22 protein-coding genes and 1 tRNA gene are annotated in these 22,670 nt (G+C 64.1%); 12 read left to right on the forward strand and 11 right to left on the reverse strand.

Annotated features, from left to right (window positions below; all coding sequences use genetic code 11):
- Positions 1-94 precede the first annotated feature (94 nt).
- Together JI59_RS07445 and JI59_RS07450 are read left to right on the forward strand one after the other, a co-directional pair.
- On the forward strand, positions 95-1,069 hold the full coding sequence (locus JI59_RS07445; protein WP_038575754.1) for an XdhC family protein: 975 nt from the start codon (positions 95-97) through the stop codon (positions 1,067-1,069).
- Positions 1,066-1,641, forward strand: coding sequence for a nucleotidyltransferase family protein (locus JI59_RS07450; protein WP_007013388.1), 576 nt, complete (start codon positions 1,066-1,068; stop codon positions 1,639-1,641). The genes JI59_RS07445 and JI59_RS07450 overlap by 4 nt, the downstream gene beginning before the upstream one ends.
- A gap of 7 nt (positions 1,642-1,648) precedes the next feature.
- On the opposite strand, the gene JI59_RS07455 is transcribed toward JI59_RS07450, so the two are convergent.
- Positions 1,649-2,158 carry a YqgE/AlgH family protein gene (locus JI59_RS07455; protein WP_232512718.1) on the reverse strand — a complete coding sequence of 170 codons (510 nt, stop codon included), beginning with the start codon at positions 2,156-2,158 and terminating at the stop codon, positions 1,649-1,651.
- A gap of 311 nt (positions 2,159-2,469) precedes the next feature.
- Between JI59_RS07455 and JI59_RS07460 the strand changes: the two genes are divergently transcribed.
- The 4 genes from JI59_RS07460 (at position 2,470) to JI59_RS07475 (ending at position 6,251) form a co-directional block, all read left to right on the forward strand.
- Positions 2,470-4,515, forward strand: a complete 2,046-nt coding sequence (locus JI59_RS07460) for a TonB-dependent receptor plug domain-containing protein (RefSeq protein ID WP_007013386.1) — start codon at positions 2,470-2,472, stop codon at positions 4,513-4,515.
- Between the two features lie 63 nt (positions 4,516-4,578).
- The gene (locus JI59_RS07465) at positions 4,579-5,160 is read left to right on the forward strand and encodes a (2Fe-2S)-binding protein (RefSeq protein WP_007013385.1); all 582 of its coding nucleotides are present in this window, start codon (positions 4,579-4,581) and stop codon (positions 5,158-5,160) included.
- Between the two features lie 13 nt (positions 5,161-5,173).
- Positions 5,174-5,518, forward strand: coding sequence for an arsenate reductase (glutaredoxin) (arsC, locus tag JI59_RS07470; RefSeq protein WP_007013384.1), 345 nt, complete (start codon positions 5,174-5,176; stop codon positions 5,516-5,518).
- A 94-nt stretch (positions 5,519-5,612) separates the two neighbouring features.
- Positions 5,613-6,251, forward strand: coding sequence for a class I SAM-dependent methyltransferase (locus JI59_RS07475; RefSeq protein WP_038577232.1), 639 nt, complete (start codon positions 5,613-5,615; stop codon positions 6,249-6,251).
- 138 nt (positions 6,252-6,389) lie between these two features.
- Here the strand turns inward: JI59_RS07475 and JI59_RS07480 are convergent, their stop codons facing one another.
- Positions 6,390-7,205 carry a DUF7847 domain-containing protein gene (locus JI59_RS07480; RefSeq protein WP_007013382.1) on the reverse strand — a complete coding sequence of 272 codons (816 nt, stop codon included), beginning with the start codon at positions 7,203-7,205 and terminating at the stop codon, positions 6,390-6,392.
- A gap of 80 nt (positions 7,206-7,285) precedes the next feature.
- Here JI59_RS07480 and lipB point away from each other — a divergent pair, with 80 nt between their 5' ends.
- Both lipB and JI59_RS07490 read left to right on the forward strand, forming a co-directional pair.
- A complete protein-coding gene (gene lipB / locus JI59_RS07485) occupies positions 7,286-7,984 on the forward strand; it encodes a lipoyl(octanoyl) transferase LipB (protein ID WP_007013381.1) in 699 nt (232 codons plus the stop codon).
- Entirely contained in the window at positions 7,981-8,307 is a 327-nt protein-coding gene (locus JI59_RS07490; protein ID WP_007013380.1) for a hypothetical protein, read from the forward strand. The genes lipB and JI59_RS07490 overlap by 4 nt, the downstream gene beginning before the upstream one ends.
- Before the next feature lie 11 nt (positions 8,308-8,318).
- On the opposite strand, the gene JI59_RS07495 is transcribed toward JI59_RS07490, so the two are convergent.
- Both JI59_RS07495 and JI59_RS07500 read right to left on the reverse strand, forming a co-directional pair.
- Positions 8,319-9,257, reverse strand: a complete 939-nt coding sequence (locus JI59_RS07495) for an HpcH/HpaI aldolase/citrate lyase family protein (protein ID WP_238532540.1) — start codon at positions 9,255-9,257, stop codon at positions 8,319-8,321.
- 111 nt (positions 9,258-9,368) lie between these two features.
- Positions 9,369-10,535 carry a GNAT family N-acetyltransferase gene (locus JI59_RS07500; RefSeq protein WP_007013378.1) on the reverse strand — a complete coding sequence of 389 codons (1,167 nt, stop codon included), beginning with the start codon at positions 10,533-10,535 and terminating at the stop codon, positions 9,369-9,371.
- 161 nt (positions 10,536-10,696) lie between these two features.
- Here JI59_RS07500 and JI59_RS07505 point away from each other — a divergent pair, with 161 nt between their 5' ends.
- Positions 10,697-11,791 (forward strand): fatty acid desaturase family protein, encoded by a 1,095-nt coding sequence (locus JI59_RS07505; RefSeq protein ID WP_007013377.1) that lies wholly within the window; start codon positions 10,697-10,699, stop codon positions 11,789-11,791.
- Between the two features lie 51 nt (positions 11,792-11,842).
- Here the strand turns inward: JI59_RS07505 and lptG are convergent, their stop codons facing one another.
- The 5 genes from lptG to JI59_RS07530 form a co-directional block, all read right to left on the reverse strand.
- Positions 11,843-12,940: an LPS export ABC transporter permease LptG gene (gene lptG / locus JI59_RS07510; protein WP_007013376.1), complete on the reverse strand. Its 1,098-nt coding sequence runs from the start codon at positions 12,938-12,940 to the stop codon at positions 11,843-11,845.
- 1 nt (position 12,941) lies between these two features.
- A complete protein-coding gene (gene lptF / locus JI59_RS07515) occupies positions 12,942-14,168 on the reverse strand; it encodes an LPS export ABC transporter permease LptF (protein ID WP_007013374.1) in 1,227 nt (408 codons plus the stop codon).
- 244 nt (positions 14,169-14,412) lie between these two features.
- Complete coding sequence (clpS, locus tag JI59_RS07520; RefSeq protein WP_007013373.1) at positions 14,413-14,754, reverse strand: ATP-dependent Clp protease adapter ClpS; 342 nt, start codon at positions 14,752-14,754, stop codon at positions 14,413-14,415.
- 167 nt (positions 14,755-14,921) lie between these two features.
- The gene (locus JI59_RS07525; RefSeq protein ID WP_038575761.1) at positions 14,922-15,950 is read right to left on the reverse strand and encodes a phasin family protein; all 1,029 of its coding nucleotides are present in this window, start codon (positions 15,948-15,950) and stop codon (positions 14,922-14,924) included.
- Between the two features lie 434 nt (positions 15,951-16,384).
- Positions 16,385-18,247, reverse strand: a complete 1,863-nt coding sequence (locus JI59_RS07530; protein WP_038575763.1) for a PHA/PHB synthase family protein — start codon at positions 18,245-18,247, stop codon at positions 16,385-16,387.
- Positions 18,248-18,423: 176 nt separating this feature from the next.
- On the opposite strand from JI59_RS07530, the gene JI59_RS07535 reads away from it, so the two are divergent.
- A complete protein-coding gene (locus JI59_RS07535) occupies positions 18,424-19,623 on the forward strand; it encodes an LL-diaminopimelate aminotransferase (RefSeq protein ID WP_038577236.1) in 1,200 nt (399 codons plus the stop codon).
- 149 nt (positions 19,624-19,772) lie between these two features.
- Complete coding sequence (locus tag JI59_RS07540; protein WP_238532539.1) at positions 19,773-20,540, forward strand: response regulator transcription factor; 768 nt, start codon at positions 19,773-19,775, stop codon at positions 20,538-20,540.
- A gap of 26 nt (positions 20,541-20,566) precedes the next feature.
- Here the strand turns inward: JI59_RS07540 and JI59_RS07545 are convergent, their stop codons facing one another.
- The gene (locus tag JI59_RS07545) at positions 20,567-21,091 is read right to left on the reverse strand and encodes a molybdenum cofactor guanylyltransferase (RefSeq protein WP_007013368.1); all 525 of its coding nucleotides are present in this window, start codon (positions 21,089-21,091) and stop codon (positions 20,567-20,569) included.
- 169 nt (positions 21,092-21,260) lie between these two features.
- Between JI59_RS07545 and JI59_RS07550 the strand changes: the two genes are divergently transcribed.
- Positions 21,261-21,334: transfer RNA gene (locus JI59_RS07550), tRNA-Cys, on the forward strand.
- A 60-nt stretch (positions 21,335-21,394) separates the two neighbouring features.
- On the opposite strand, the gene JI59_RS07555 is transcribed toward JI59_RS07550, so the two are convergent.
- A complete protein-coding gene (locus JI59_RS07555) occupies positions 21,395-22,540 on the reverse strand; it encodes a tyrosine-type recombinase/integrase (RefSeq protein ID WP_239000599.1) in 1,146 nt (381 codons plus the stop codon).
- Positions 22,541-22,670 lie beyond the last annotated feature (130 nt).

Genomic DNA, 22,670 nt, shown 5'->3' on the forward strand with positions numbered 1-22,670 from the left:
ACTTGCCTCCCCGGCGCGCTTCCCGGCACCTGCATTGCATTACGCTTCGCGCGACCATACTTCCGCGTCTCAGACCGGAGCAGACCACAGATACATGGACGGGCAAATCGACAATGCTGACTGGCCGCTGTTCGGGTGGGTCGACGATGTGCGCCCCGCTCTGGCGCAAGCATCCGATGCCGGTCGGCCCGTCGTGCTGGCCACCCTGTACCGGGTGGAAGGCAGCGCTCCGCGTGGCCCCGGCGCGCAGATGGTGTTCGATGGCTCTGCGGCAAGCGGCTATTTCTCCGGAGATTGCATCGAGGGCGACGTCGCCAGCCACGCAGCGCGCGTCCTGACCGACGGCGAACCGCGACACCTGCACTACGGCGCCGGCAGCCCGTGGATCGACATCCGCCTGCGCTGCGGCGGTGCATTGCATATCCTGCTCGAGCGCATTCTGCCTGACGACGAAGCCCTGCATGAACTGCTGCGCCACGCGGCCGAGCGCCGGTCCTGCCAGTGGCACAGCGACGGCACCATGCGCCGCGTCTCGGCGCAGGACGGGGCGCTGCTGACCCTGACGGACCAGCCGTTCTCCCTTGCACGCCGCTACGATCCGCCCCGCCGGCTGATCGTCTCCGGGGGCGATCCCGGCGCGCTGGCGGCGGCGCGGCTCGGTGCTCTTGCCCAGTTCGAAACCTATCTCGTGCGACCGGACGGCCCTTCCTCGCCGCCGCCGTTCCCGGTGGCCGGATACCTGCGGGAAGCGCCGACGCAGGCGCTCGAGAGCCTTGGTGTCGATCGCTGGACCGCCTATCTCGGAGCGACGCACGAAGATCACCACGACCTCGGCGGGTGCCTCGCGGCCCTGCGCGGTTCGGCAGGCTATGTCGGCATGATCGGTGCAAAATCGCGCGCGGCCGGACGCCTGGCCGCACTCGAAGCTGCCGGAGCGACGCGTGAGGAACTGGACGCGCTGCACCTCTCTCCGGGCATCACGGGTCTTGGCAAGTCGCCCTGGGAAGTCGCCACGGGTGTCGTCGCCGAAATCATGCAGGCGCTCAATCCGGCGAAGGAGCGCGCGTGACACGCGTCGCGCTGGTCCTCGCGGCCGGATTGGCGACGCGTTTCGGCAGCGACAAGCTCTCTGCTCCGCTCAATGGCGAACCGCTGCTGTTTCATGCGATCCGGGCAGCGCGCGCGGCGCCGGTCAGCCGCGTCATTGTCGTCGCTCGCCGCGGCCTCGAAACCGGCATTTGGGAAAGTTCGCCGCCCGTTGAAATCGTGCGCATCGCCAGCACCTCCCTCTCGCAGTCCCTGCAGGCAGGCATCGCTGCTGCCGCCACGGCCGATGGCGCCTTCGTCTTCCTTGGCGACATGCCGCGCATCCCGCTCGGCATTGCCGAGCGCCTCGCCCACGCGATCGGCGACGGCTTTGCCGCCATGCCGCGCGAGGGCGGCCGCCCCGGCCATCCGGTACTGCTTTCCGCCCGCGCCTTTCCGGCGATTGCCGGGCTCACGGGCGATCAGGGCGCAGGCAAGCTGCTGCGTCAGCGCCCGGACGTCGTCTTCGTCGATTGCACGGACCCGGCGATTCACGCCGATGTCGACGTTCCTGCAGACCTGGCGCAGTTGAGGAGTGGGACCGAACCGGGCTGAGGCCGCGTCAGGCCTGCCCGGTAGCGTTGGACAGCAGCGCGGGATCGATGCCCTCGGCCTGCCAGGTCGCGTTCCACCGCTCATCCACGGGCGTATCGAACAAGACTTCGGGATGCGGGTCGGCCGCATACCAGCCGTGGTGGCGCATTTCGCCTTCCAGTTGCCCGGCGCCCCACCCCGCATAGCCAAGCGCCATCAGCCAGCGGCTCGGCCCGCGTCCCTCGGCTATGGCGCGCAGCACTTCCATCGAGGCCGAGAGTGCACAGAGCGGCTGAACCGCAATCGTGTCGGATCCGCCCCAATCGGTGGAATGGAGCACGAAGCCCCGCCCCGGCTCGACCGGCCCGCCGTTACAGACCGCACGGTCGGGCGCAGCGCCGGGATCGATGCCCAGCTCGTTCAGGACGTCATGGAAAGTCACGCCTTCGCGGACCTGACCGATGCCGATACCGAGCGCCCCGTTTTCGTCATGCACGCACATCACGTTGACCGAGCGCTCGAAACGGGGGTCGAACATGCCCGGCATGGCCAGCAGGATGCGGCCGGAAAGATATTGTTCTTCAGTCACAAGGCAATTCTACGCCCTTGGGCAGGCCCGGCAAGCAGGATTGGCACGCGAAAGGTTCGATCCGGCGCATCCGACGATGATGAACAACGGGAAACAGGGGCTTTGAAGCGCCGGCTCCCTCCCCCCGAAGGGAGCCGGCGCGCCCGTCTCGGAAATAAACCAAGCGGGTCACACCGGGGTAACTAACCGAAAGTTGCAGCAAGTTCCACTGTTCTCGTCAATAACTTGCAAGTGCTCGGGAGAAGGTTATCCAAGCGCGCATGTCAAAGGTTCGAAATCGATTTGTTGCAAGCACTTCATGCCTCATCGCCGGTGCGCTTACCTGTTCGTTGCCGGCACATGCGGCGGATTCGAACGACGGTCCGGCTGCGCCTATCGTCGTGACCGGACGCGGGTTGGAAGAAAGCCCCGCGACACCGGCCTACGACGTCGAGACCATCGCACGCGACCAGATCGTGTCCAGTGCATCGGGCCGGATCGAGGACGTTCTTTCCTCCATCGCCGGGTTCCAGCAGTTCCGCCGCTCGGACAGCCGCTCGTCCAATCCTTCGGCACAGGGCGTGACCCTGCGCGCACTCGGCGGCAATGCCTCCAGCCGCACGCTGGTCCTGCTCGACGGTGTACCGATTGCCAATCCCTTCTTCGGCTACATCCCCCTCAGCGCCCTCGCGCCCGACCGACTCGCCTCGATCCGCGTGACCCGCGGCGGCGGCGCGGGCGCCTTTGGTACCGGCGCGGTATCGGGCACGATCGAACTGACCAGTGCCGGGCCGCGCGACATGGGGCCCCTACAGGCTCTCGCCCTCGTCAACGACCGCGGAGAAACGCAGACTTCGGCAACGATCGCACCCGATCTCGGAGCCGGCTTCCTCGTCGCCAGCGTGCAGTGGGACCGCGGCCAGGGTTTCTGGACGACGCCCAGGTCGCAGCGCGTCGATGCCTCGTCGCGGGCTGCCTATGACAGCTGGTCGGCCAGCCTGCGCGGCGTCGCTCCGCTCAACGACACCGTCGAGCTGCAGGCCTCGGCCATGGCCTATGACGACCAGCGCACCTTGCGCTTCAAGGGAGCGGATTCGACGTCGTCCGGCCAACAGGCCTCGCTGCGCCTTGTGGGGAGGGGCGATTGGCAGTTCGACGTTCTGGGCTATGTCCAGGCGCAGGACTTTTCGAATGTCGTGATCAGCTCGACACGCTTCGTGAAGGCGCTGGATCAGGCCAAGACCCCGACGACGGCTATCGGCGGCAAGTTCGAGCTTCGCCCCCCAGTCGGCGAAGCGCACGTCCTCCGCATGGGCGCAGACGTCCGCCTGACCGAAGGGCGACTGCTGGAAATGCCCTACAACACTTTCACCGGCGCGCGCACCGCGATCCGCCGGGCCGGCGGTGATCAGTCCGACGTCGGCTTCTACGTCGAGGACGACTGGACGCTTGGCAAGCTCGTCCTAACTGCGGGCGGGCGCGCGGACCGCTGGACGATCCGCAATGGATTCTACCGCGAAATCACGCCCAGCGGCGCGGTCAACGAGGACACGGCCTTCGCCGACCGTTCAGGCTGGACCGGCAATGTGCGCGGCGGCTTCGTCTGGCACGCCAGCGGAGCCCTTGCCCTGCGCGCAGCCGCCTATACTGGCATGCGCCTGCCCACGTTGAACGAACTCTACCGCCCCTTCGTCGTCTTTCCGGTGGAGACGCAGGCCAATGCCGCGCTCAGGCCGGAAAAGCTGCGCGGTTACGAAGTGGGTGTCGACACCCGGCCGTTCGAGGCCCTGACCATTTCGCTGACGGCATTCGACAACAAGCTCAAGAACGCCATCGCCAATGTCACCATTTCCGATGACGGTAAACTGCGCCAGCGCCAGAACGTCGATGCAATCCGTGCCCGCGGGCTGGAGGCGACCGCAGCCCTCGACCTCGGGCAAGTGGAGTTCGACGGCTCGCTGAGCTGGACCGATTCCAAGGTCGAGGCAAGCGGCATCCAGGCCGACCTCGACGGCATGCGCCCCTCGCAGGTTCCCAAGCTTGCGGCGAGCGGCACCATCGCGTGGCTGCCCAAGCCAGGCTGGCGCATTGCGGCGACGGTGCGCCACGTCGGCCGCCAGTTCGAGGACGACCGGGAAACGCAGGCGTTGCCTGCCGCCACCACGCTCGATGCCTATGTGAAGGTTCCCGTCATGCCGCTCGTCTCGGTGGTGCTCCGGGGCGAGAATCTCACCGACGAGACCATCGTCACACGCAATCAGCCCGGCTCCATCGACCTGGGCACGCCGCGCACCGTCTGGGCGGGGCTGCGCGTCGGTTTCCGCTAGGCTTTCACCAACGGCTTGCGACAGGCTCTGGCCCTTCGCGCCTCCAGCGCATAAGGAAGCCCGATGTCGCGCATGACCGTCAACGACCGGCCGGTCGAATTCGAGATGGATCCGCAGACGCCCCTGCTGTGGGCGCTGCGCGACGCTGCCAATCTCACCGGCACCAAGTATGGCTGCGGCATCGGCGATTGCGGGGCCTGCACGGTGCTGGTCGACGGCTCTCCGCTGCGGTCTTGCCTCATCACCATTGCCGAGTGCGAAGGCCGCTTCGTCAAGACCATCGAAGGCCTTTCGGACGACCGTTCGCATCCGGTGCAACAGGCCCTCGTTGCCGAACAGGCGATCCAGTGCGGGTTCTGCACCCCGGGCATCGTCATCAACGCCGCGGCCCTGCTGGCGCGCAATCCCGATCCGGACGAAGCGGAAATCAAGCAGGCGATCCCCAACTTGTGCCGCTGCGGCGTCTATCCGCGCCTCGTGCGTGCGGTACAGCGCGCCGGCCGGGTCATGCGCCGCGAAGAGACGATCAGCGCCGCACCGGCACCGGGCATCACCGCCGAAGACGCTGCGCGGGCCGTTCCCGCGCTGGCGCCTGCAACCGCTTCCGCGGACACCGGCAGCGCCACCGACACACCCCAGGAATAATCAGGAGAAAGCCATGAAGGCGACCATCTGGCACAACCCCAAGTGCGGCACCTCGCGCAAGACCCTCGCCGTGCTCGAGGAAACCCCGGGTATCGAGGTCGAGGTGATCGAATATCTCAAGAATCCGCCGAGCGCGGACAAGCTGGCGCAACTTTACAAGGATGCCGGGATCACGCCGCAGGAAGGCCTGCGCATGCGCGGCACCGACGCCGCCGAACGCGGGCTGCCCGATGCCGATGCCCAGACCGTTCTCGACGCCATGGCCGCCGAACCGATCCTGATCGAACGCCCCCTGGTGGAGACCGACAAGGGCGTCAGGCTGTGCCGTCCGCAAGACAAGGTCCACGAAATTCTCTGACCCTACAGGGTCGTTAACTTGCAAAGGTCGGAGGAATCTGCCACCGACTTTGCTGCACAAAAATGACGACAACAATGCGAGAGCTTCCGCCAGCATGACCAGCACAGAGCTTGCCCGTGAGGCACTGCCCCAGAAGTTGAAGCGGAAAATCAAGCGGTCCCTCGGACCATGGGGCATCTTCATCGAAGGGTTCCTGCGCAATCCGGTGATGGTCGGCTCGATTGTCCCGTCGTCGCGATTCACCATCAACCGCATGCTCAAGCCGGTCGACTGGGCGAACTGCAAACTCTTCGTCGAGTATGGCCCGGGCGTCGGCACCTTCTGCCAGCCGGTCCTCGATCGTCTGCCGCGCGACGGCATGCTGATCGTGATCGACACCAACCCGCTCTTCATCGAGTACTTGCGCAAGAACATCAGCGACAGCCGCTTCAAGGCCGTGCTGGGTTCGGCTGCGGACGTCGAGGAAATCGTCAAGGCGCACGGTTTCGAAAAGGCGGATTACGTATTGTCCGGCCTGCCCTTCTCGACCCTGCCCGAGGGCGTCGGCCCCGCCATTGCCGCGGCGACGCACCGCGTGATCCGCAAGGGCGGCGCGTTCCTGGTCTACCAGTTCACGCCGCGTGCACGCGATTTCATGGCGCGCCATTTCAAGCGGATCGACAACGGCATGGAAGCGATAAACGTGCCGCCCTGCTTCCTCTACTGGGGCTGGAAGGACGAAGACGAGGGCTGAGGCCCTCGCGCGCTTCCCCGCAATTCATCCCATCGACCGACGGCATTGCCCTTTTCGCGGGAGCGATAAGCCCTGCGCCGTCGCCGTCCGGTCGCGGTCCAGCCTGCCACGGCCATGGCGAAGGGCTGCAGCGCCCGCTCAGATGAACGGCGCGCTATCCGCCTCCGGGGTGTTCCCGGCAAGCTGGCGATGGCTCGCAGCGATGATCGCCACGAGATAGAGCGCCATCAGCGCACTGAGGGCCGAACCGACCAGCGCCTCCACAATCATGGCCACATGATCGGGCGCCAGCAGCGCCAGGGGAATGCCGATCAGGACATTGACCATGATCAGCAGGACGATGAACGCGACGATGAACAGGCCGTAGAAGGTCAGCAGGCGCGTGGTATTGCCAGCGGTCAGTTTCCAGGAGCGCGACAGCGCCGCAATCGGATTGGTGGCCTGCTCAACCGCGACGACAGCCGCCGTCAGCGAGAGCCGCACCGCCACGAAGACGGTGATCGCGGCCACGATGGCAACGCCCACGAACATTCCGGCCATTCCCGCCAGGGCGCCCAACAGGCCGATCACGGCCAATGCGACGAGTGCGAGGACGAAACCGCTGATCAGCTGCGCGAGCAAGTAGGGGACGACCCCGCGCAATCCGCCCTTTATCGCCTCTCCCACCGTGGGCCGCCTGCTCCCGTCGAGAAGCCGCAGCAGCGCCAATGTGCCGAGAGCCTGTATCAGCGCCATCGGAATCAGCATGGGCATGATCGAGCTGTAGTAAGCCGTGACCATCTGGACCATCTGCTGCTCACTCATCCCCGCAGCCGGTTCGGGCTGCGGAAAGAAGATCGCGAAGGCAAGCTGCGGCAACATGAAGAACACGCCGGCAAGCGCAAGGACGACCTCGCGATTGGCCGAAACCGCACCCGAGGCCTGCTTCCAGGCAAGATTGCTGTCGAAATTCATGTTCTACTCCGCATGCCGTCGCACAGGCGCCAGCCTAAAGGCACTTGATAACCGCAGGGAATGCCGCCACGCAACGCGGCATGACGATCCCAGACACGCTTCCCGGTGATATCGAACTGCGGGTGAGCCGCGAGCCGGTGCCCTATCGCGCCGCGCTGGAGGAAATGCAGGTGCGCAATGCCGCTATCGCTGCGGGCGAGGCGCGCGAGCTGGTCTGGCTGCTGGAACATCCGCCGGTCTATACCGCAGGAACCAGCGCGGCCTCCGCCGAACTGCTCGACCCGCGCTTCGAGGTGGTCGAGGCCGGGCGCGGCGGGCGCTATACCTATCACGGCCCGGGCCAGCGCGTCGGCTATATCCTGCTGGACCTGAAGAAGCGCGCCCGCGACGCCCGCGGTTTCGTCCATGCCGTGGAAGGCTGGGTGATCGATACCCTGCGGGACTTCGGGATAGAGGGTTTCCGCAGCGAGGGCCGTATCGGGATCTGGACTCAGGACATCGACGGGCGCGAGGCGAAGATCGGCGCAATCGGCGTGCGCATCCGCAAATGGGTAACGATGCACGGATTTGCCGTGAACATCCGCCCCGACTTGTCGCATTTCACCGGCATCGTGCCTTGCGGTATCGAGGAATTCGGCGTTACCAGCCTTGCGCGGCTTGGTCATGACGTCGATTTCGACACATGGGACAAGGCGCTGATCGCAAGGGCCGATTCGTTCCTTGCCGCGCTTGAACGTCCCTGCCCGCCCGCCGACGGCAAACCGGAGACCCATGAATGATGCACCGGCATTTGAAGTTCTGGACGGCCCTCTCGATCGCCGGCGCCGCAGTGTCGAGCCTGGGCGGCTGCAAGGACAATGCCCCTGCCCCGAAGGAGGCTGCGGGCGACAAGTTGCTGCCGCGCTCGGTGACAGACGACATGCTGCCTTACGACACGGTTCGCTCGCAGTCCCCGCTGGCCAATCCGGAAGCGGCGGCAAGCGGCGATACGGGGCCCAGACCGGCAAGTGCACAGGCCACGGACGCGGCCGAAGAGGCGCAGGCCGCCGCACAGGAAGCAACGGCCGCCGAAGCGGCGCAACCCGCTCCGCAGGCCGAATAAACCGGACGCAGCTAAGCCGGACGCAGCAGGGCCGAGAGGCGCTGCCCCTCGGCAGCATTATCACCTTCGCCGGCCGCATCGATCACTTGCCGCGCGATGGCCAGGTGCGTGCGGTCGATCATGCGGCCCTGATGCGGCAGTGAAGCCTGATCCGGGTTTGCCGAAAAGAGGGCGAGGATCTCGCGGGCCTGTGCCAGTTCCTCCCCGTTCGGGGTGAATGCGGCATTGATCGTCGCCACCTGTCCCGGGTGGATCGCGAACATCCCGGCAAATCCATCGGCGCGCGCTTGCTGCGCAGCTCTTGCAAGCCCGCGATCGTCCTCGAAACGCTCGAAAGGCGCATCCACGGCGACGGTTCTGCTGGCATGGGCAGTAAGAAGCGTCTGCGCCCGCACCAGGCGCGCCGCATCGCTCCGCTCGCCTTCGGCGCCGTGCAGGAGACTGCAGCCCATGGCGACACCGAGGCCCGCGGCGCTCCACGTCAGGCCGAACAGGCGCTGGTGCGGCGTATCGAGATATTGCGCCATGCCGAACAGGCCGCGCGGACTGTCGCCGGCGACGGGCATGATCCGCACCGAGTTGGCGGCGATGCCGTTTGCCTGCTCCAGCTCGTAGATTTCGCTGGCAAGTTGGCGGACCGCTTCCGGGCCGGTCGCTCCGGGAAGGATGATGCCATCCGGCGCGCCGGGCATGACCGCCAGAAGGTCGTCGCGCGATAACCCCGAATCGAGCGCGTTGATGCGCACCCAGCGTCCCATCTGCCGGTGTTCGAGCAGATTACGGCGGTGTACCGAGAGCCACTCGCACGCCATGGCGCGCGCCTCGCGCCTTGCCGCATCGGGCACGGTATCGGCAAGATCGACAACGACCACATCCGCCCCGGTGCCCATGGCAAGGCCCAGCCGTTTCTCGCTGCTGCCCGGGACGACCAGCCAGGACCTGTACTTCATCTTCAACGACCCGCCTTCCGCGATCGCGGCATGCCCCAGAGGCATGCCTCGCCGCACGAGGGTAGTCCGCCGCCCGTTAAGAAAATCTGGAAGCCGGCCCCAACAACCGGATCACAGCGCCTTTTCGTAGATCGCGTATTCCCGGTTCACCTTGCTGTCGATGGCATCGGCGATCGCGACCATCCCCTGGTTGTCCTCGAGGATCCAGCCGATCTCGCCTCGCTGCGAATCGAACATCTGGGTCGCGGAACGCCGGATGTACTCGATCATCATGAAAGCGAGCTGGCTGGCAAGGCGCGAGGACTGCAGCTTCTTGCGCACGCCCATCAGCGGCACGCGCATGTCGGCCCGCTTGGGCTTGCGCAGCCACAGGGCCAGCTTGAGCCAGCCGAGCAGGGACGGCTTGCCCTTCTTGCCGTTGATCCGCTTCTGCACCTGGTTGAGATCCGGCAGCGTCATCATGAAGGCCACCGGCTCGCCTTCGTACTCGGCAATGCGGATCAGGCTGGGATGGACCAGCGGCTTCAGCTTCTTGCCGGTATGGGCGATTTCCCGGTCGGTGAAGGGCACGAAGCCCCAGTTGTCCGACCACGCATCGTTGAGGATGTCGCAGATGATCGCGGCTTCTTCGTCGAAACGCTTGAGATCGACTTCGCGCACGCGGATCTTGGCATTCTTTTCGCCCGAGGCGACGATGCGCTGGACCAGCGGCGGGAACTGCCTGGTCACATCCAGATCGTAGGTGTAGAGCGTCTTCGCCAGCGCGTAGCCCGCGCCCTCGATCCACGGCCGATAAGCGGCATTGTGGTGCGCCATCATCACCATCGGCGGGTGATCGAAGCCGCGAACCTGCAGGCCGGGCTCTTCCCATACGGACAGGTTCATCGGCGCCAGCACGCGGGTCATGCCCTCTTGACGCAGCCAGTTCTCGGCAGTTTCGATAAGGGCGCGGGCGACGTCCTCGTCCTCGGCCTCGATCGCGCCCCAGTTGCCCGTGCCCGGTCCCATGCCCTGCTCAAGCGGCAGGGTCAGCGCCAGTTCATCGATGTGCGCCGATATGCGCCCGACGATACGGCCCTCGCGCCGTGCCAGGAACAACTGGCAACGGGCATGGTCGAAGAAAGGATTCTTGCCGGGCGTGAACTTCTCGAGCTCTTCCATGCGCAGATTGGGCACCCAATTTTGATCTTGCGCATTGAGACGATAGGCAACGTCGACGAAGGCCTTGATCTCGGCCTTGCCGGAAACGGGTGTGATGACTAGTTGGGCGTTCGCCACGATCCTGCCTTTGTTGTGTGCGAGAAGGATTATCGATACGCGACCTGCGTGCGGTCCCGGCATATTGTCAAGTCGGGCATGGCCGGAGATCGCGGCAACCCCGGCTCGAATCACGGAAATTCCCGGAATCGACCCACAGGAATGCTTTTTGGATTGATTGCATGATTGCCCAGGACGTGATCGACGCCCCCGCTGCCGCTCCGGCGCAGCAGCAGAGCGGGATTATCAAGAAGTCGGCGATTCCCGACGACAAGGAGATGCTGCGCGCGGCCGTAGAGCTGACCCGCGACATTTCCGCCGCGCTCCCGCGCATCTACTGGCCGGACATGCTGGCCTCGGCCGCGCTGGGCTACGCCGCGCTGGCGGGCGCCATCCTGATCGCCAATCCCTGGCTGGCAACGCTCAGCGGCATCCTCGCCGCTCTCGCGCTCTACCGCGCGCTGCTGTTCATCCATGAGCTGACCCATATCCACAAGGACGCCCTGCCCGGCTTCCGCTTCGGCTGGAATCTTCTCGTCGGCATTCCGCTGCTTACGCCCTCGCTGATGTATGAAGGCGTGCACACGCTGCACCATGCGCGCACGCGCTATGGGACGGTGGACGATCCGGAATACCTGCCGCTGGCCCTGATGAAGCCCTGGAGCCTGCCGGTCTTCGCCCTCACCGCGATCCTGCTGCCTTTCGCCCTGCTGCTGCGCTCGGCCGTGCTGGTGCCACTCGGCGCGGTTATCCCGCCCCTGCGCCGCCTCGTCTGGGCACGCTTCTCGGCCTTGGCGATCAATCCCGAATTCCGCCGCCGGCCGCCCCAAGGCGATTTCAGGCGCATGGTCTTCTGGCAGGAGCTGGGCTGCTCGGCCTGGGCGATCGCCCTGCTCGCCAGCACGCTGGTGCTGGGCTGGCGCCCGCTGCTGATCGCTCTGTGCGTCGTATCGCTGACCGCCTTCCTCAACCAGGTCCGCACCCTCGTGGCGCACCTGTGGGAGAACGACGGTGATGCGATGACCGTGACCGCGCAGTATCTCGATTCAGTGAACGTGCCGCCGCCGGCAGTGCTGGCACCGCTCTGGGCCCCGGTGGGCCTGCGCTATCACGCCTTGCACCACCTGCTTCCCAGCATGCCCTATCACTCGCTGGGCGAAGCGCACCGCCGCCTGAGCGAACATCTGGGCCTCGATACGACCTACACCAAGGCGAGCTATCCCGGCCTGATGCCACTGATGTCACGGCTCGTCGGCAGCACGATGCGGCCTCGGTAGGAACGGGAACGCCCCGCCCGGCAACCTCGAACAGGTTGCCGGAAGCGGCGCCTATTCCTCGGTCCGGATGAGGACCGTTTCACCGATCAGCGCAAAGAGCAGGAACGGCGCCCATGCCGCGATCAGCGGCGGGTAGCCGCCGAAGTTGCCCATCGCGAGCGCGGCGTTGTCGAACACGAAGTAGGCAAAGCCCAGCGCCATGCCGATCACGGCGCGGATGAGAAGCTGGCCTGAGCGGGCCAGGCCGAATGCCGCGACTGCGCCCAGCAAGGGCATCAGCGTTGAAGAGAACGGGCCGGAGATCTTGTGCCACCACGCAGCCTCCAGCTCGCTCGTCCGGCGCCCGGCATCGCGCAGAGCCAGGATCGACGAAGCCAGTTCGACAATGTCCTGCGAATCCGCATCCACCTTCGACATCGTGATTTTTTCAGGCGTAATGCCCGGTGCGACGGTGGCGGTGGCAAGCGTCGTCGTCTTCGTGCCGGCAACGTCGAAGCGCACCGGCTTGTCCAGCTTCCAGCCCGGATTGAGGTAGGCCGCATCCGGCGCGCGCAGCTGCTCGACGATCATGCCGTTGGCATCGCGCCGGTAAAACGTGACCCCGTGCAGGACCATGCCATTGCCGGTCCCCTCCAGCGACTGCGCCAGCAGGAGATCGCGCCCGTCGGCAAGGTACAGGTTGCTCTTTGCCCCGGCCTTCCTGGGGATCGGGCCATAATCCACGGCCTGCCAGGCATCGAGCGTGGCGCTGGCACGGGTTACGACACGTTCGTTGAAGCCGAAGCTGAGCACCGATACGGCGAGCGCCGTCAGCATCAGCGGCGCCAGGATCTGGTGCGCGGACAGGCCCGCCGCCTTCATCGAGATGACTTCACTGTTCTGGTTCAGCGTCGCCAGGGTGATGATCGTCGCCAGCAGCACCGAATAAGGCAGGAACCGCGCGATCAGCTGGGGGATGCGCAAGCTGACGTAGTAGAACAGCTGCGCCTCGCCATTGCCCGAATAGGCCAGGATATCGCCGCTCTCACCGAGCAGGTCGAGCACCTGCAGCACCAGCACAAGCATGAGCAGCACCGCGACGATGCGGGTGATGAAGAGCCGCGCGAGGTAGAGCGTCAGCGAGCGCGAGGGAAAGAATTCAAGCTGCATGTCAGGACGGATCCGCTGGGGCCGGGAGGAGCGGGCCGCGACGCTTGCGGCGCAGCAGCGACTTCAGGCGCTTGCTGACGGTCTCGGCGCCTTTTTCGAGCCAGCCGATCGCCTGTCCGCCCGGTACATAGGCGACGCGGTAGTACATCAGGAGAATCAGCATCGCGAGCACCAGGAACGGCCCCCACAGGCCGATGATCGGATTGATCCGCCCCAGCGCGGCGACGTCCGCCGCGTACTGGTTCACCTTGTGATAGGCCACGACCATGACGATAGAGACGAACAGGCCGAGCGAAGAGCTCGATCGCTTGGGCGGGATTGCAAGCGCCACCGCGAGCAGCGGAAGCAGCAGCATCATGATCACTTCGACCAGGCGGTAGTTGAAGTTCGCCTGGCTCGCCACGCGCTCCTGCCTGGGCCTCTCGTCGCTCCAGCCCAGCTTCATCAGTTCAGGCAGGAGATACTCACGGTCCTCGCCGCCGCGTTTGCGGAACTTCTCGATCTGCGGCAGGTCGATCGGCAGGTCGTGGCGGGTGAAGCTGAGGACGCGCGGGCTGCTGCCCGGCATATCCTGGATGATCTGGCCCTGCTCGAGCCGCAGGATGACCGTGTCGGGCGCGCCCTGCAGCGCAAGGAACTGGCCCTCGCGCGCGGAGATCGAGAGCACCTGCCCCTTCTCGTTGGCGACGCGCGCGAAGATACCGATGAGACGGCGCCCATCGTCGCGGCTCTCGTCGATGCGAAGCGCAATGCGGTCCTTGAGCGCGGTGAATTCGCCCACCTTGATCGAGGCGCCCAGTGCACCGGACTTCAGCTCGTAGTTGAGCTGCTCGTAATAATAGCGCGAGAGCGGCTGCAGGTAGCCGACGATGGCCAGGTTGAGGCCGGCCAGGACGATCGTGATCAGGTACGGCACGCGCAGGAGCCGCGTATAGCTCAGCCCCACGGCACGCATGACGTCCAGTTCGCTGGACGTGGCGAGCTTGCGAAAGGCGAGCAGGATGCCGAGCATCAGGCCCAGCGGTATCGCCAGGCTGGCATATTCCGGCAGCAGGTTGGCGAGCATCTTGAACACGACGCCCACGGGACCGCCCTGCGTTGCGACGAAGTCGAACAGGCGCAGCATCTTGTCGAGCACGAGCAAGGAAGCCGCCAGCAGGAAGATGCCGAGCATGGGCATCAGCACCAGGCGGAAGATGTAGCGATCGATGGCGCTGAAGAATTTCACGTGTTCGTCGTCACATTACCGTCCTTCCTCTGGCCCTTAACGGCTAGCCGCGGCGGGCGAAAGCCATTTGTCGGCCTAACCCCCGATAAGCTGGGCTATCGACGGGGCAGCGCGAGCGCCTGACGACGGCCGCCGTGCGGCGATGCCAAGCCACGCGGAAAACGGGACATCCCGCCTCACGCCACAAGGAAGGCTGAACTATCGGGAAGTGCAGGCGGTTCCCCGCCGAAACATCGGCCGGCAATCAGGCCTTTTCGAGGGTGCACTGCAGGGGATGCTGGTTCTGCCGGGCGAAATCCATCACCTGGTTCACCTTGGTCTCGGCGATCTCGTAAGGAAAGATGCCGCAGACGCCGACGCCCTTCTGGTGCACGTGGAGCATGACGCGGGTCGCCTGCTCAAGATCCATCTGGAAGAAACGCTTGAGGACCATCACCACGAATTCCATCGGGGTATAGTCGTCATTAAGCATCAGCACCTTGAACTGGCTCGGCTTTTTGGGCTTTGCGCGGGTCTTGGTGGCAATGCCGACCTGCTCGTCGCCACCCGGGTTGCGGGTGGGATCATCATTGTCCCCACAGCGCATGGGCAAGGGACGGAAGAGATCTGAATCGGCTGGGTCGGGATGCATGGCGGGTAGAATATCGCAACGGAGCACTGAACTACAAGATGCCCCGGCCAGATAGTACGATTTTCACGCTTGGCCGATCGGGTGCGCCATTGCCACCCGATCGGCCGTAATGCGTGCAATCCTTAGAGCGAGGTCTGACGGACCTTCTCCATGGCCATGCTGACGCGGCCCGAGATCGGGGCCATCACGTCGCTCATGAGCTTGAGCATCGCTTCGCTGTTCTTCGAGCTGTAGGCGACGGCGCTGTCGAAGTTCTTGCGCATCATGTCGCCCTGGATCTTGAAGAAGTCGGTCGGCGACTTGGCAGCTGCCAGTTCCTTGATGTCGCCCGACATGGTTTCGAAGGTCGAGCGACCTTCCGAAACGATCTCGGAGCCAAGGCCCTGCATACCTTCGGCGAAGATCTTGCCGGATTCCATCACGGCTTCGACGTTGCCCTTGGTGAATTCGTTCACTTCACCCATCATGGTGGTGCTTTTTTCGAAAGCAGCCTTGGCCTTGGCCTGGGCCTCGGTCATCGCCTGCTGAATTCCTGCAAAGTTAGCGCTCATGTCCATTGATTGTTCCTCGAGCATGAAGTTAGTGAAAAGTCCTGCGAATACGGGTGACTTGGCATCGACGGTCTTGGGCGCCGCCTTGGTTTGAGGTGCCGCGGGCTTGGCCGTAGCAGGCTTTACCTTTGCGACCTCCAGCGCCGGCTTGGCCGGAGCGGCCTGAACCGGAGCGACGGGTGCCGGCTTCGGCTTTTCGGCCGGAGCTGGCTTCGACTTTGCGGCGGCAGCCTTGGGCTTCTCCGCAGTCTTGGGTTTGACGGCCGCCTTGGGGGCAGTCTTCGCCTTGGGCGCGACCTTGGCCGTCGTGGCGTCGGCCGTGTCAGGCGCCGCAGCTTTCGTTTCCACGACCGGAGCCGCTTCGGGCTTGGCTTCCGTGGCCGCAGTTTCTTCGGGCTTGGATGCTTCGGTCGGGGTCACTGCGAGCTCATCCTTTTTCGCTGCTGATTCCTCTGAAGCGGCTTTCGCCGCCGTCGTCTTGGCTGCCGGCTTGACGGATTTCCCGGCCTTGACCGAAGGCTCATCCGAAGCTGACGCTGCCGCCGCTTCGTAAGCCTTTTCGGCAAGCGCCTTACCCTTCTCGTCTTCGGTCCCGGCCATACGCTTCAATCCTGCTTCCCGCATTCTGCGCTCGGGCCAACTGCAGCCCGATTCGGTAGTCAGCGATTCGAGAATTCTGTTTGTTGCATTGCACAATATGATCTCGCACAAGCGAAGTCAATACCAAAATTGTGCACTGCACAATAAATGTTGCAGTGCAGCAATCGCGCCCAGACACGGGGTCCGGTGCGGGCTGGGCAGTCCTCTCTCCAATGTCGCGCCGCAGCGCGCTGCCGATGCGATACTACCGAATCCGGCCCTGCTTGGATATCCGCAATTTCCGAAAGGTTTCGTGACGATTGCGCGGAACTGCCGATTAAATTTCGGCAGCGCCGGTGATCATCGCTTCACCGAGCGCAGGTCATCACCCCATAAGATGCGCAAAGCGCCAGGCATAAACGCCCCCGGCGCGGCGCACCCTGACAGCCGCTGAATCAGCGCGTCATCACGTAGCGACCCGGTGCATCCTCGATGACCTTGTCGCCGCGCCCGCCCGGGCGCCGCTTGCCGCGAGCCGAGACTTCATCGCTGCCCAGTGCACGAATCCACTCGACCCAATGGGGCCACCAGCTGCCCGGGTGCTCCTTCGCCCCGGCGACGAATTCCTCGAGCGTGTCGGGCGATTCGTCGTTGGTCCAGTACTGGTACTTGCCCGAAGAAGGCGGATTGACCACCCCGGCGATATGCCCGGATCCTGCCAGCAGGAAAGTCTGCGGCCCCGAAAGGTAATGGGTGAACTTCCAGACGCTGGAAGGCGGGGCAATGTGATCTTCGCGCCCGGCCTGGACATAGGCCGGCGTGGTGATGCGGTGCAGGTCGATCGGCACCCCGCACGCGCTCAGCGAATCCGCAACGACAAGGCGGTTGTCGCGGTAAAGATCACGCAGGTAATCGCGATGCCAGCGGGCCGGCAGGTTGGTTACGTCGCCGTTCCAGTGCAGCAGGTCGAAGGCAGGGTATTCCTCGCCCTTGAGGTAATTCTTCTCGACGTAGTTCCAGATCAGATCGTTGCCGCGAAGGATATTGAAGGTGGCCGCAAGATAGCGTCCGTCGACGTAGCCCTCCGGCGAAAGCTGGCCGATCGTCTCGATCTGCTGGTCGTCGACGAAGACCTTGAGGTCGCCTGCCCCTTCGAAATCGACCTGGGCGGTAAAGAAGGTCGCGCTGGCAACCTTGTCGGCCTCGCCCTTGCGCGCCAGCACGGCAAGTGTCGCCGCCAGGGTGGTCCCGGCAACGCAATAGCCGATGGTGTGCACAGCCGGTACCTTCAGCCTCTCGCGCACATGGTCGATCGCGTCGATCTGGGCCTGGATGTAATCGTCCCACAACAGGTCCGCCATCGAGGCGTCGGCAGACTTCCAAGAGACCATGAACACGGTCAGCCCCTGCTCGACCGCCCAGCGCACGAAGCTCTTCTTCGCGTTGAGGTCGAGGATGTAGAAGCGGTTGATCCAAGGCGGGAAGATCACCAGCGGCGTTGCCAGCACCTTGTCGGTGGTGGGCGTGTACTGGATGATCTGGAACAGGTCGGTCTCGTGAACGACCTTGCCCGGCGTCACCGCGATGTTCTCGCCCAGCTTGAACGCGGCCGGGTTGGTATGCGTCAGCTGGCCCTTGCGCAAGTCGTCGAGCATGTGCTCGAACCCGCGGATCAGGCTCTCGCCGCCAGTCTCGTTGGCCTTGGCCAGCGCCACCGGGTTGGTCAGGGGAAAGTTCGCCGGACTCAGTGCATCGACAATGGTCTTTGCCGCGAAGATCAGCTGCGCCTTGCGGCCCGGCTCGAGATCCTCGATCGCCTCGGCGTGTTTCATCACCTGCGTGGAGAGCAAGAGGTAGAGCTGGTGCAGGACCGCGAAGATCGGCTTGCTGCGCCATTCCGGATCGGCGAAGCGCCGATCGCGAAGCGGCATATGGGGATCGCCCTTCGCTTCCTCGAAAGCGCGCGGGCCCATGCCGTACTGGCCAAGCACGGCCGTCAGCACCGCGATGACTTCGTCCCAGAGACCCTGCTGGACTTGCGGGTTGGAGAGCGGCAGCTGGCGCATCACGGCCTCGAAAGTCGCGATCCACTTCACCGGGTCGGTGTAATGCGATTTCTCGCCCGACGCCTTGCTCAGTTGCTCGACCTGGAACTCGGTCCAGATCGACTGCAAGCGCCCTGCCACTTCCGCCCACTGGACGGCCTTCTCCGCGCCCTGCGAACTTTCGGCAGGCAACATCTGACCAAAGAGAGTCGCCATACCCTTGGCCTGGCCGCGAAGCATATCCGAGAACACTTCCGTAGCGTCAGTAGCCATGAATCACGAAACTCCCTTGGATCGTGACCTAGTCTTAGTTGCACTGCACAAACTGTCGAGCCCCCTTCTGGGCAATATCCTTGCGCAATCCACGCGATCGGCATTTGCGCCGCGCGCGTAATCCCCTACAGGAAGCCACGCGGCAATCCCGCCGCCATCATGGATTTATCGAGGTCATGGAAGACGAGTTCTACCGCATCAAGCGCCTGCCGCCCTACGTCATCGCCGAAGTCAACGCGATGCGGCACGCAGCACGCCAGGCGGGACGGGACATCATCGACCTCGGCATGGGCAACCCCGACCTGCCGCCGCCGCAGCACGTGATCGACAAGCTGTGCGAAGTGGCGCAGAAGCCCGATGCCCACGGCTACTCCGCTTCTTCGGGCATTCCGGGCATACGCCGCGCTCAGGCGAACTACTATGGCCGCCGCTTCAACGTCGATCTCGATCCCGAGACCGAAGTGGTGATGACCATGGGCTCGAAGGAGGGCCTGGCCAGCCTCGCCACGGCGATCACCGCGCCGGGCGATGTCGTGCTCTCGCCCAATCCCAGCTACCCGATCCACACTTTCGGCTTCATCATCGCCGGGGCCACGATCCGCTCGGTGCCGACGACGCCTGACGAGCGCTACTGGCAGTCGCTGGAACGCGCGATGGCCTTCACCGTGCCGCGCCCGTCGATCCTGATCGTCAACTACCCGTCGAACCCCACGGCCGAAACCGTCGACCTCGCTTTCTACGAACGCCTCGTCGCCTGGGCCAAGGAGAACAAGGTCTGGATCCTGTCCGACCTTGCCTACTCCGAACTCTATTACGATGGACAGCCGACCCGCTCGATCCTCGAGGTTCCGGGCGCCAAGGACGTTGCCGTCGAGTTCACCTCGATGTCCAAGACCTTCTCCATGGCAGGCTGGCGTGTCGGCTTCGCCGTCGGCAACGCGAAGCTGATCGCCGCGCTCAAGCGCGTGAAGTCCTACCTCGACTACGGCGCCTTCACGCCGATCCAGGCTGCCGCCTGCGCAGCGCTCAACGGCCCGCAGGACATCGTCGAGAAGAACCGCGAACTGTACCAGAAGCGCCGCGACGTCATGGTCGAGGCTTTCGGCCGCGCCGGGTGGGAAATCCCCAGCCCCAAGGCCTCGATGTTCGCATGGGCCCCCCTGCCTCCTGCCCTCAAGGAGATGGGCAGCCTCGAGTTCTCGAAGCAGCTTCTTACCGAAGCCGAAGTCGCGGTCGCGCCGGGCGTCGGATACGGCGAGGACGGCGAAGGCTTCGTGCGCATCGCCATGGTCGAGAACGAGCAGCGACTGCGCCAGGCGGCCCGCAACATCAAGCGCTTCCTGAGCTCCAAGGGGGTCAACACACCGGGCGCCTGAGGGGCCCTAAACAGGCTGACATGGTATTTTCTCACATAAAAAACTGTGATCCAGGTGACATTCCTGTAAGTTTTTATGTGTTGTTTTTGAGTGCCCAAACCCGAACAATCTGCGTGCATGAATTGAAGGCCTGCACGGAGATGGGGGAAATGATGGCCAGCCTGGATACCGCCAAGAAAGCCGACCAGCATAAAGGAGCCAAGCATGGCTTCTGCTGGTTGGCCTCGGGCGACATTCCCAAGGACATGGACCTGCGGCGTTCCGGCTGGAAACTTGTTGAACGCGACCGGCCGAGCGAGGAATGCATCGGCGTATTTTACGCCGCCGGTCTGGACAACATGGGCTGGATGCACATCCTCTCCTCGTTTGGCGTGGAAATGCGGCGCCACGTGCTGGTGACGGGCGTGGAGCTTGCGCACGAACGGGCCACGCTCCTGCAGATCGGGTTCGGCGACGTCGTCTCTTCAGACATCAGCCTCGAGGAACTGGAAGCCCGCGCCAGCCGGGTCTCAGAGGCGCTGCAATGGCTGCCGCGCCATCGCAAGATCGGATCCCTCTCGCTCGACCTGCTCGCACGCGAGGCGTTCGGGGACGACAAGCCGTTGAACCTCAATCCACGTGAGTTCGCCCTGCTCTGGCGCCTGGCGGACTGCGTCGGCCACACCGTCAGCAAGCAGTCGCTGATCCAGGACGTGTGGCGCATGGGCTTCGTGCCGGAGACCAACAGCATCGCCGTCCACATGTCCCGCCTGCGCCGAAAGCTCTCCTTCGTGGGGCTGTCCGGCATGATCGAGACGAGCTCGCCCGGCGGCTATCGCCTCACCCTGCCCGAGGAAGCTGATGAGGGACCCGGCGTGCGCTCGCAATACGGCAAGGTGGCCCCCTCAGGCGCCCTGGGCCGGCCCGCGAAGCACTGACAGGAAGCGACGCGCGCCTCTTCCTTTTATCCCTTTTCGGAAATCGCCGAGAGATCCGCCGGAGTGTTGATGTTGGGGATCGACTTGCCTGCCTTGACCTTGCGCGCACCGATTTTGTCGGCGAAGCGCAACATCGAATGCTTCTCGTCACTGTGCAGTAGCGCCTCGATTGCCATGGAGGCCGAGGCTGGCCAGAGGCCAATCACCGGCTGATCGACCAGACATGCGGGCGCAGCGCCCAGAAGCTCAAGCAGGTTATCGGGCAACGCCGCGACATCAACGCCGCAGGTGAGCACCGTTTCGTAACCCTCGTCATGCGCGTGGTGCAAGGCCGCCGCAATGCCGCCAAGAGGGCCCATCCCGGGCCGCGGCCAATCAGGCAGGGTCGGCGCCGGCGCCGTTTCGCGCCCGACGACAATCACGTGATCGCACAGTCCCGCAAGCGCATCGACCGCCAGGGCAAGCAATGTATGCCCTTCCAGCTCCGCCAGCGCCTTGTCACTGCCGAAGCGACTGGATTGCCCACCTGCAAGAACGGCTCCAAGGATCATCAACGCGGCTCCACCAGCAGCCCCGCCCAGGCCGGCGCGGCAAATCGGCCCTAACGTAGCGCAAGGAAGCCCTTAGCCAAACGATAGTTTTCAACCGACGCGCGAATCGGATTGCGCCCGGCCCGGAGGGTTGCTAGGGGCGCACCTCCACAGGAACACCACCTTGGATGGCCCGATGGCGGAGTGGTGACGCAGCGGACTGCAAATCCGTATACGCCGGTTCGATTCCGGCTCGGGCCTCCATCCTTTTCATTTTTCTTCATAATTTCAAATATTTACGAAGAAAAATGTCTAACCGGATGTCTAACTTTCCCTAAGGTTAGACATTTTCCACGCCGATAGAGCCAATTTTGCGGCCTCTGCGAGCGCATCTTCCTTTTCGGTTTCAGGCAATTTTTCCCAGTCGGAGACTCGGGCGATAGCGGCCGCAGCAAGACGTCTCTGCTCAGCGCCGCGGACATAGATTGCCACCTCTTCATCGCGGCTGTGACCTGAGACCGACTTGAGGCCTTGCTGGCTCGTCTCAACGTCTGCCAAGCGCCGCATCATCGCCTTTCGCAGACCGTGTGCAGTGCACTTATGCAATCCGGCCTCGTCGCATCGATCTCGAAACCAATTCCCAAATCCGGCATTAGTGAACGGGCGGCCGAGTTCGTTCAGAAGGAAACATTCCGCACCCTCCGGTAATGGGGGCATGGCGACAATTGCTTCGAGAAGCTGAGGTGCGACGGGTAACCCCAGAACCTTCCCCCCTTTGGATTGGCTGAGTTCAATGCGCCCGGTCGCTACGTGCCTGGGACCAAGGTGGATGGCATCGATGCGACGCTGCCCAGTCCACAACATCAATTCCATCGCAAGCCGAGCGCGAGATCCCAGAGGATGGCATTCGCGATACTGGTCGATGTCGCTCTCAGTCCAACTGTAATAGCCTTTGGAACGTTCGCCAGGAGCGATCTTGATACGGTCGGCCAAAGCTGCGGGATTGCGATCCATCATCCGGGATTTGACGGCGAAATCGAACAGACGGACCAATTCCTTTCGGAGCTTGCGAGCGGCCTCAACGCCGCCTTCGATTCGCGAGCCGACCTTCCGGCGTTCCATTTTGCGCTGCAAGATGGCCTCCACATGTTCAAATTCCAGGTCCGCAACAGTGCGATGGCCATGCTCCTTTCGGAATTTCTCCAGGATGCCGCGAATTTTTCGCTGGGTCGTTTCAGTCGGGCCAAGCCGTGACGGCAAAGAGCAATAGCGAGCTACCAGATCATCAATAGTTCCCGGAGCACTGCGCTTGACCTTGACGGGTATGGCCACCTCCCGACCATCCAAGCATGCTCGATATTCTTGGCGGAACTCCTCGGTTCCCAGCTTGGATTTGAAATAGTGGCTTTCGAATCCAGTGCGCCGAAAACGCAAGCGCTCCTTGCCGTGGCGGTCGACAAACGCCGTCACGTATTTGGGCAGAAATCGGCGTCTCATCGCAAAAGATCGTCCCAGCTGTTCTCACGCTGTGGCATCGCCGCGCCGGGGGCAGAAACTGCATGAAGGATGATTCGCCCGTTGGGATCAATTTCGATCCGGC

The sequence above is a fragment of the Novosphingobium pentaromativorans US6-1 genome (assembly GCF_000767465.1).
Lineage (GTDB): Bacteria > Pseudomonadota > Alphaproteobacteria > Sphingomonadales > Sphingomonadaceae > Novosphingobium > Novosphingobium pentaromativorans.

Coding starts and splice junctions, on each gene's coding strand:
- JI59_RS07445 (WP_038575754.1), top strand. CDS start 95: ATGGACGGGCAAATCGACAATGCTGACTGGCCGCTGTTCGGGTGGGTC.
- JI59_RS07455 (WP_232512718.1), bottom strand. CDS start 2,158: ATGTTCGACCCCCGTTTCGAGCGCTCGGTCAACGTGATGTGCGTGCAT.
- JI59_RS07460 (WP_007013386.1), top strand. CDS start 2,470: ATGTCAAAGGTTCGAAATCGATTTGTTGCAAGCACTTCATGCCTCATC.
- JI59_RS07465 (WP_007013385.1), top strand. CDS start 4,579: ATGTCGCGCATGACCGTCAACGACCGGCCGGTCGAATTCGAGATGGAT.
- arsC (WP_007013384.1), top strand. CDS start 5,174: ATGAAGGCGACCATCTGGCACAACCCCAAGTGCGGCACCTCGCGCAAG.
- JI59_RS07475 (WP_038577232.1), top strand. CDS start 5,613: ATGACCAGCACAGAGCTTGCCCGTGAGGCACTGCCCCAGAAGTTGAAG.
- JI59_RS07480 (WP_007013382.1), bottom strand. CDS start 7,205: ATGAATTTCGACAGCAATCTTGCCTGGAAGCAGGCCTCGGGTGCGGTT.
- lipB (WP_007013381.1), top strand. CDS start 7,286: ATGACGATCCCAGACACGCTTCCCGGTGATATCGAACTGCGGGTGAGC.
- JI59_RS07490 (WP_007013380.1), top strand. CDS start 7,981: ATGATGCACCGGCATTTGAAGTTCTGGACGGCCCTCTCGATCGCCGGC.
- JI59_RS07495 (WP_238532540.1), bottom strand. CDS start 9,257: ATGAAGTACAGGTCCTGGCTGGTCGTCCCGGGCAGCAGCGAGAAACGG.
- JI59_RS07505 (WP_007013377.1), top strand. CDS start 10,697: ATGATTGCCCAGGACGTGATCGACGCCCCCGCTGCCGCTCCGGCGCAG.
- lptG (WP_007013376.1), bottom strand. CDS start 12,940: ATGCAGCTTGAATTCTTTCCCTCGCGCTCGCTGACGCTCTACCTCGCG.
- clpS (WP_007013373.1), bottom strand. CDS start 14,754: ATGCGCTGTGGGGACAATGATGATCCCACCCGCAACCCGGGTGGCGAC.
- JI59_RS07525 (WP_038575761.1), bottom strand. CDS start 15,950: ATGGCCGGGACCGAAGACGAGAAGGGTAAGGCGCTTGCCGAAAAGGCT.
- JI59_RS07530 (WP_038575763.1), bottom strand. CDS start 18,247: ATGGCTACTGACGCTACGGAAGTGTTCTCGGATATGCTTCGCGGCCAG.
- JI59_RS07535 (WP_038577236.1), top strand. CDS start 18,424: ATGGAAGACGAGTTCTACCGCATCAAGCGCCTGCCGCCCTACGTCATC.
- JI59_RS07540 (WP_238532539.1), top strand. CDS start 19,773: ATGATGGCCAGCCTGGATACCGCCAAGAAAGCCGACCAGCATAAAGGA.
- JI59_RS07545 (WP_007013368.1), bottom strand. CDS start 21,091: ATGATCCTTGGAGCCGTTCTTGCAGGTGGGCAATCCAGTCGCTTCGGC.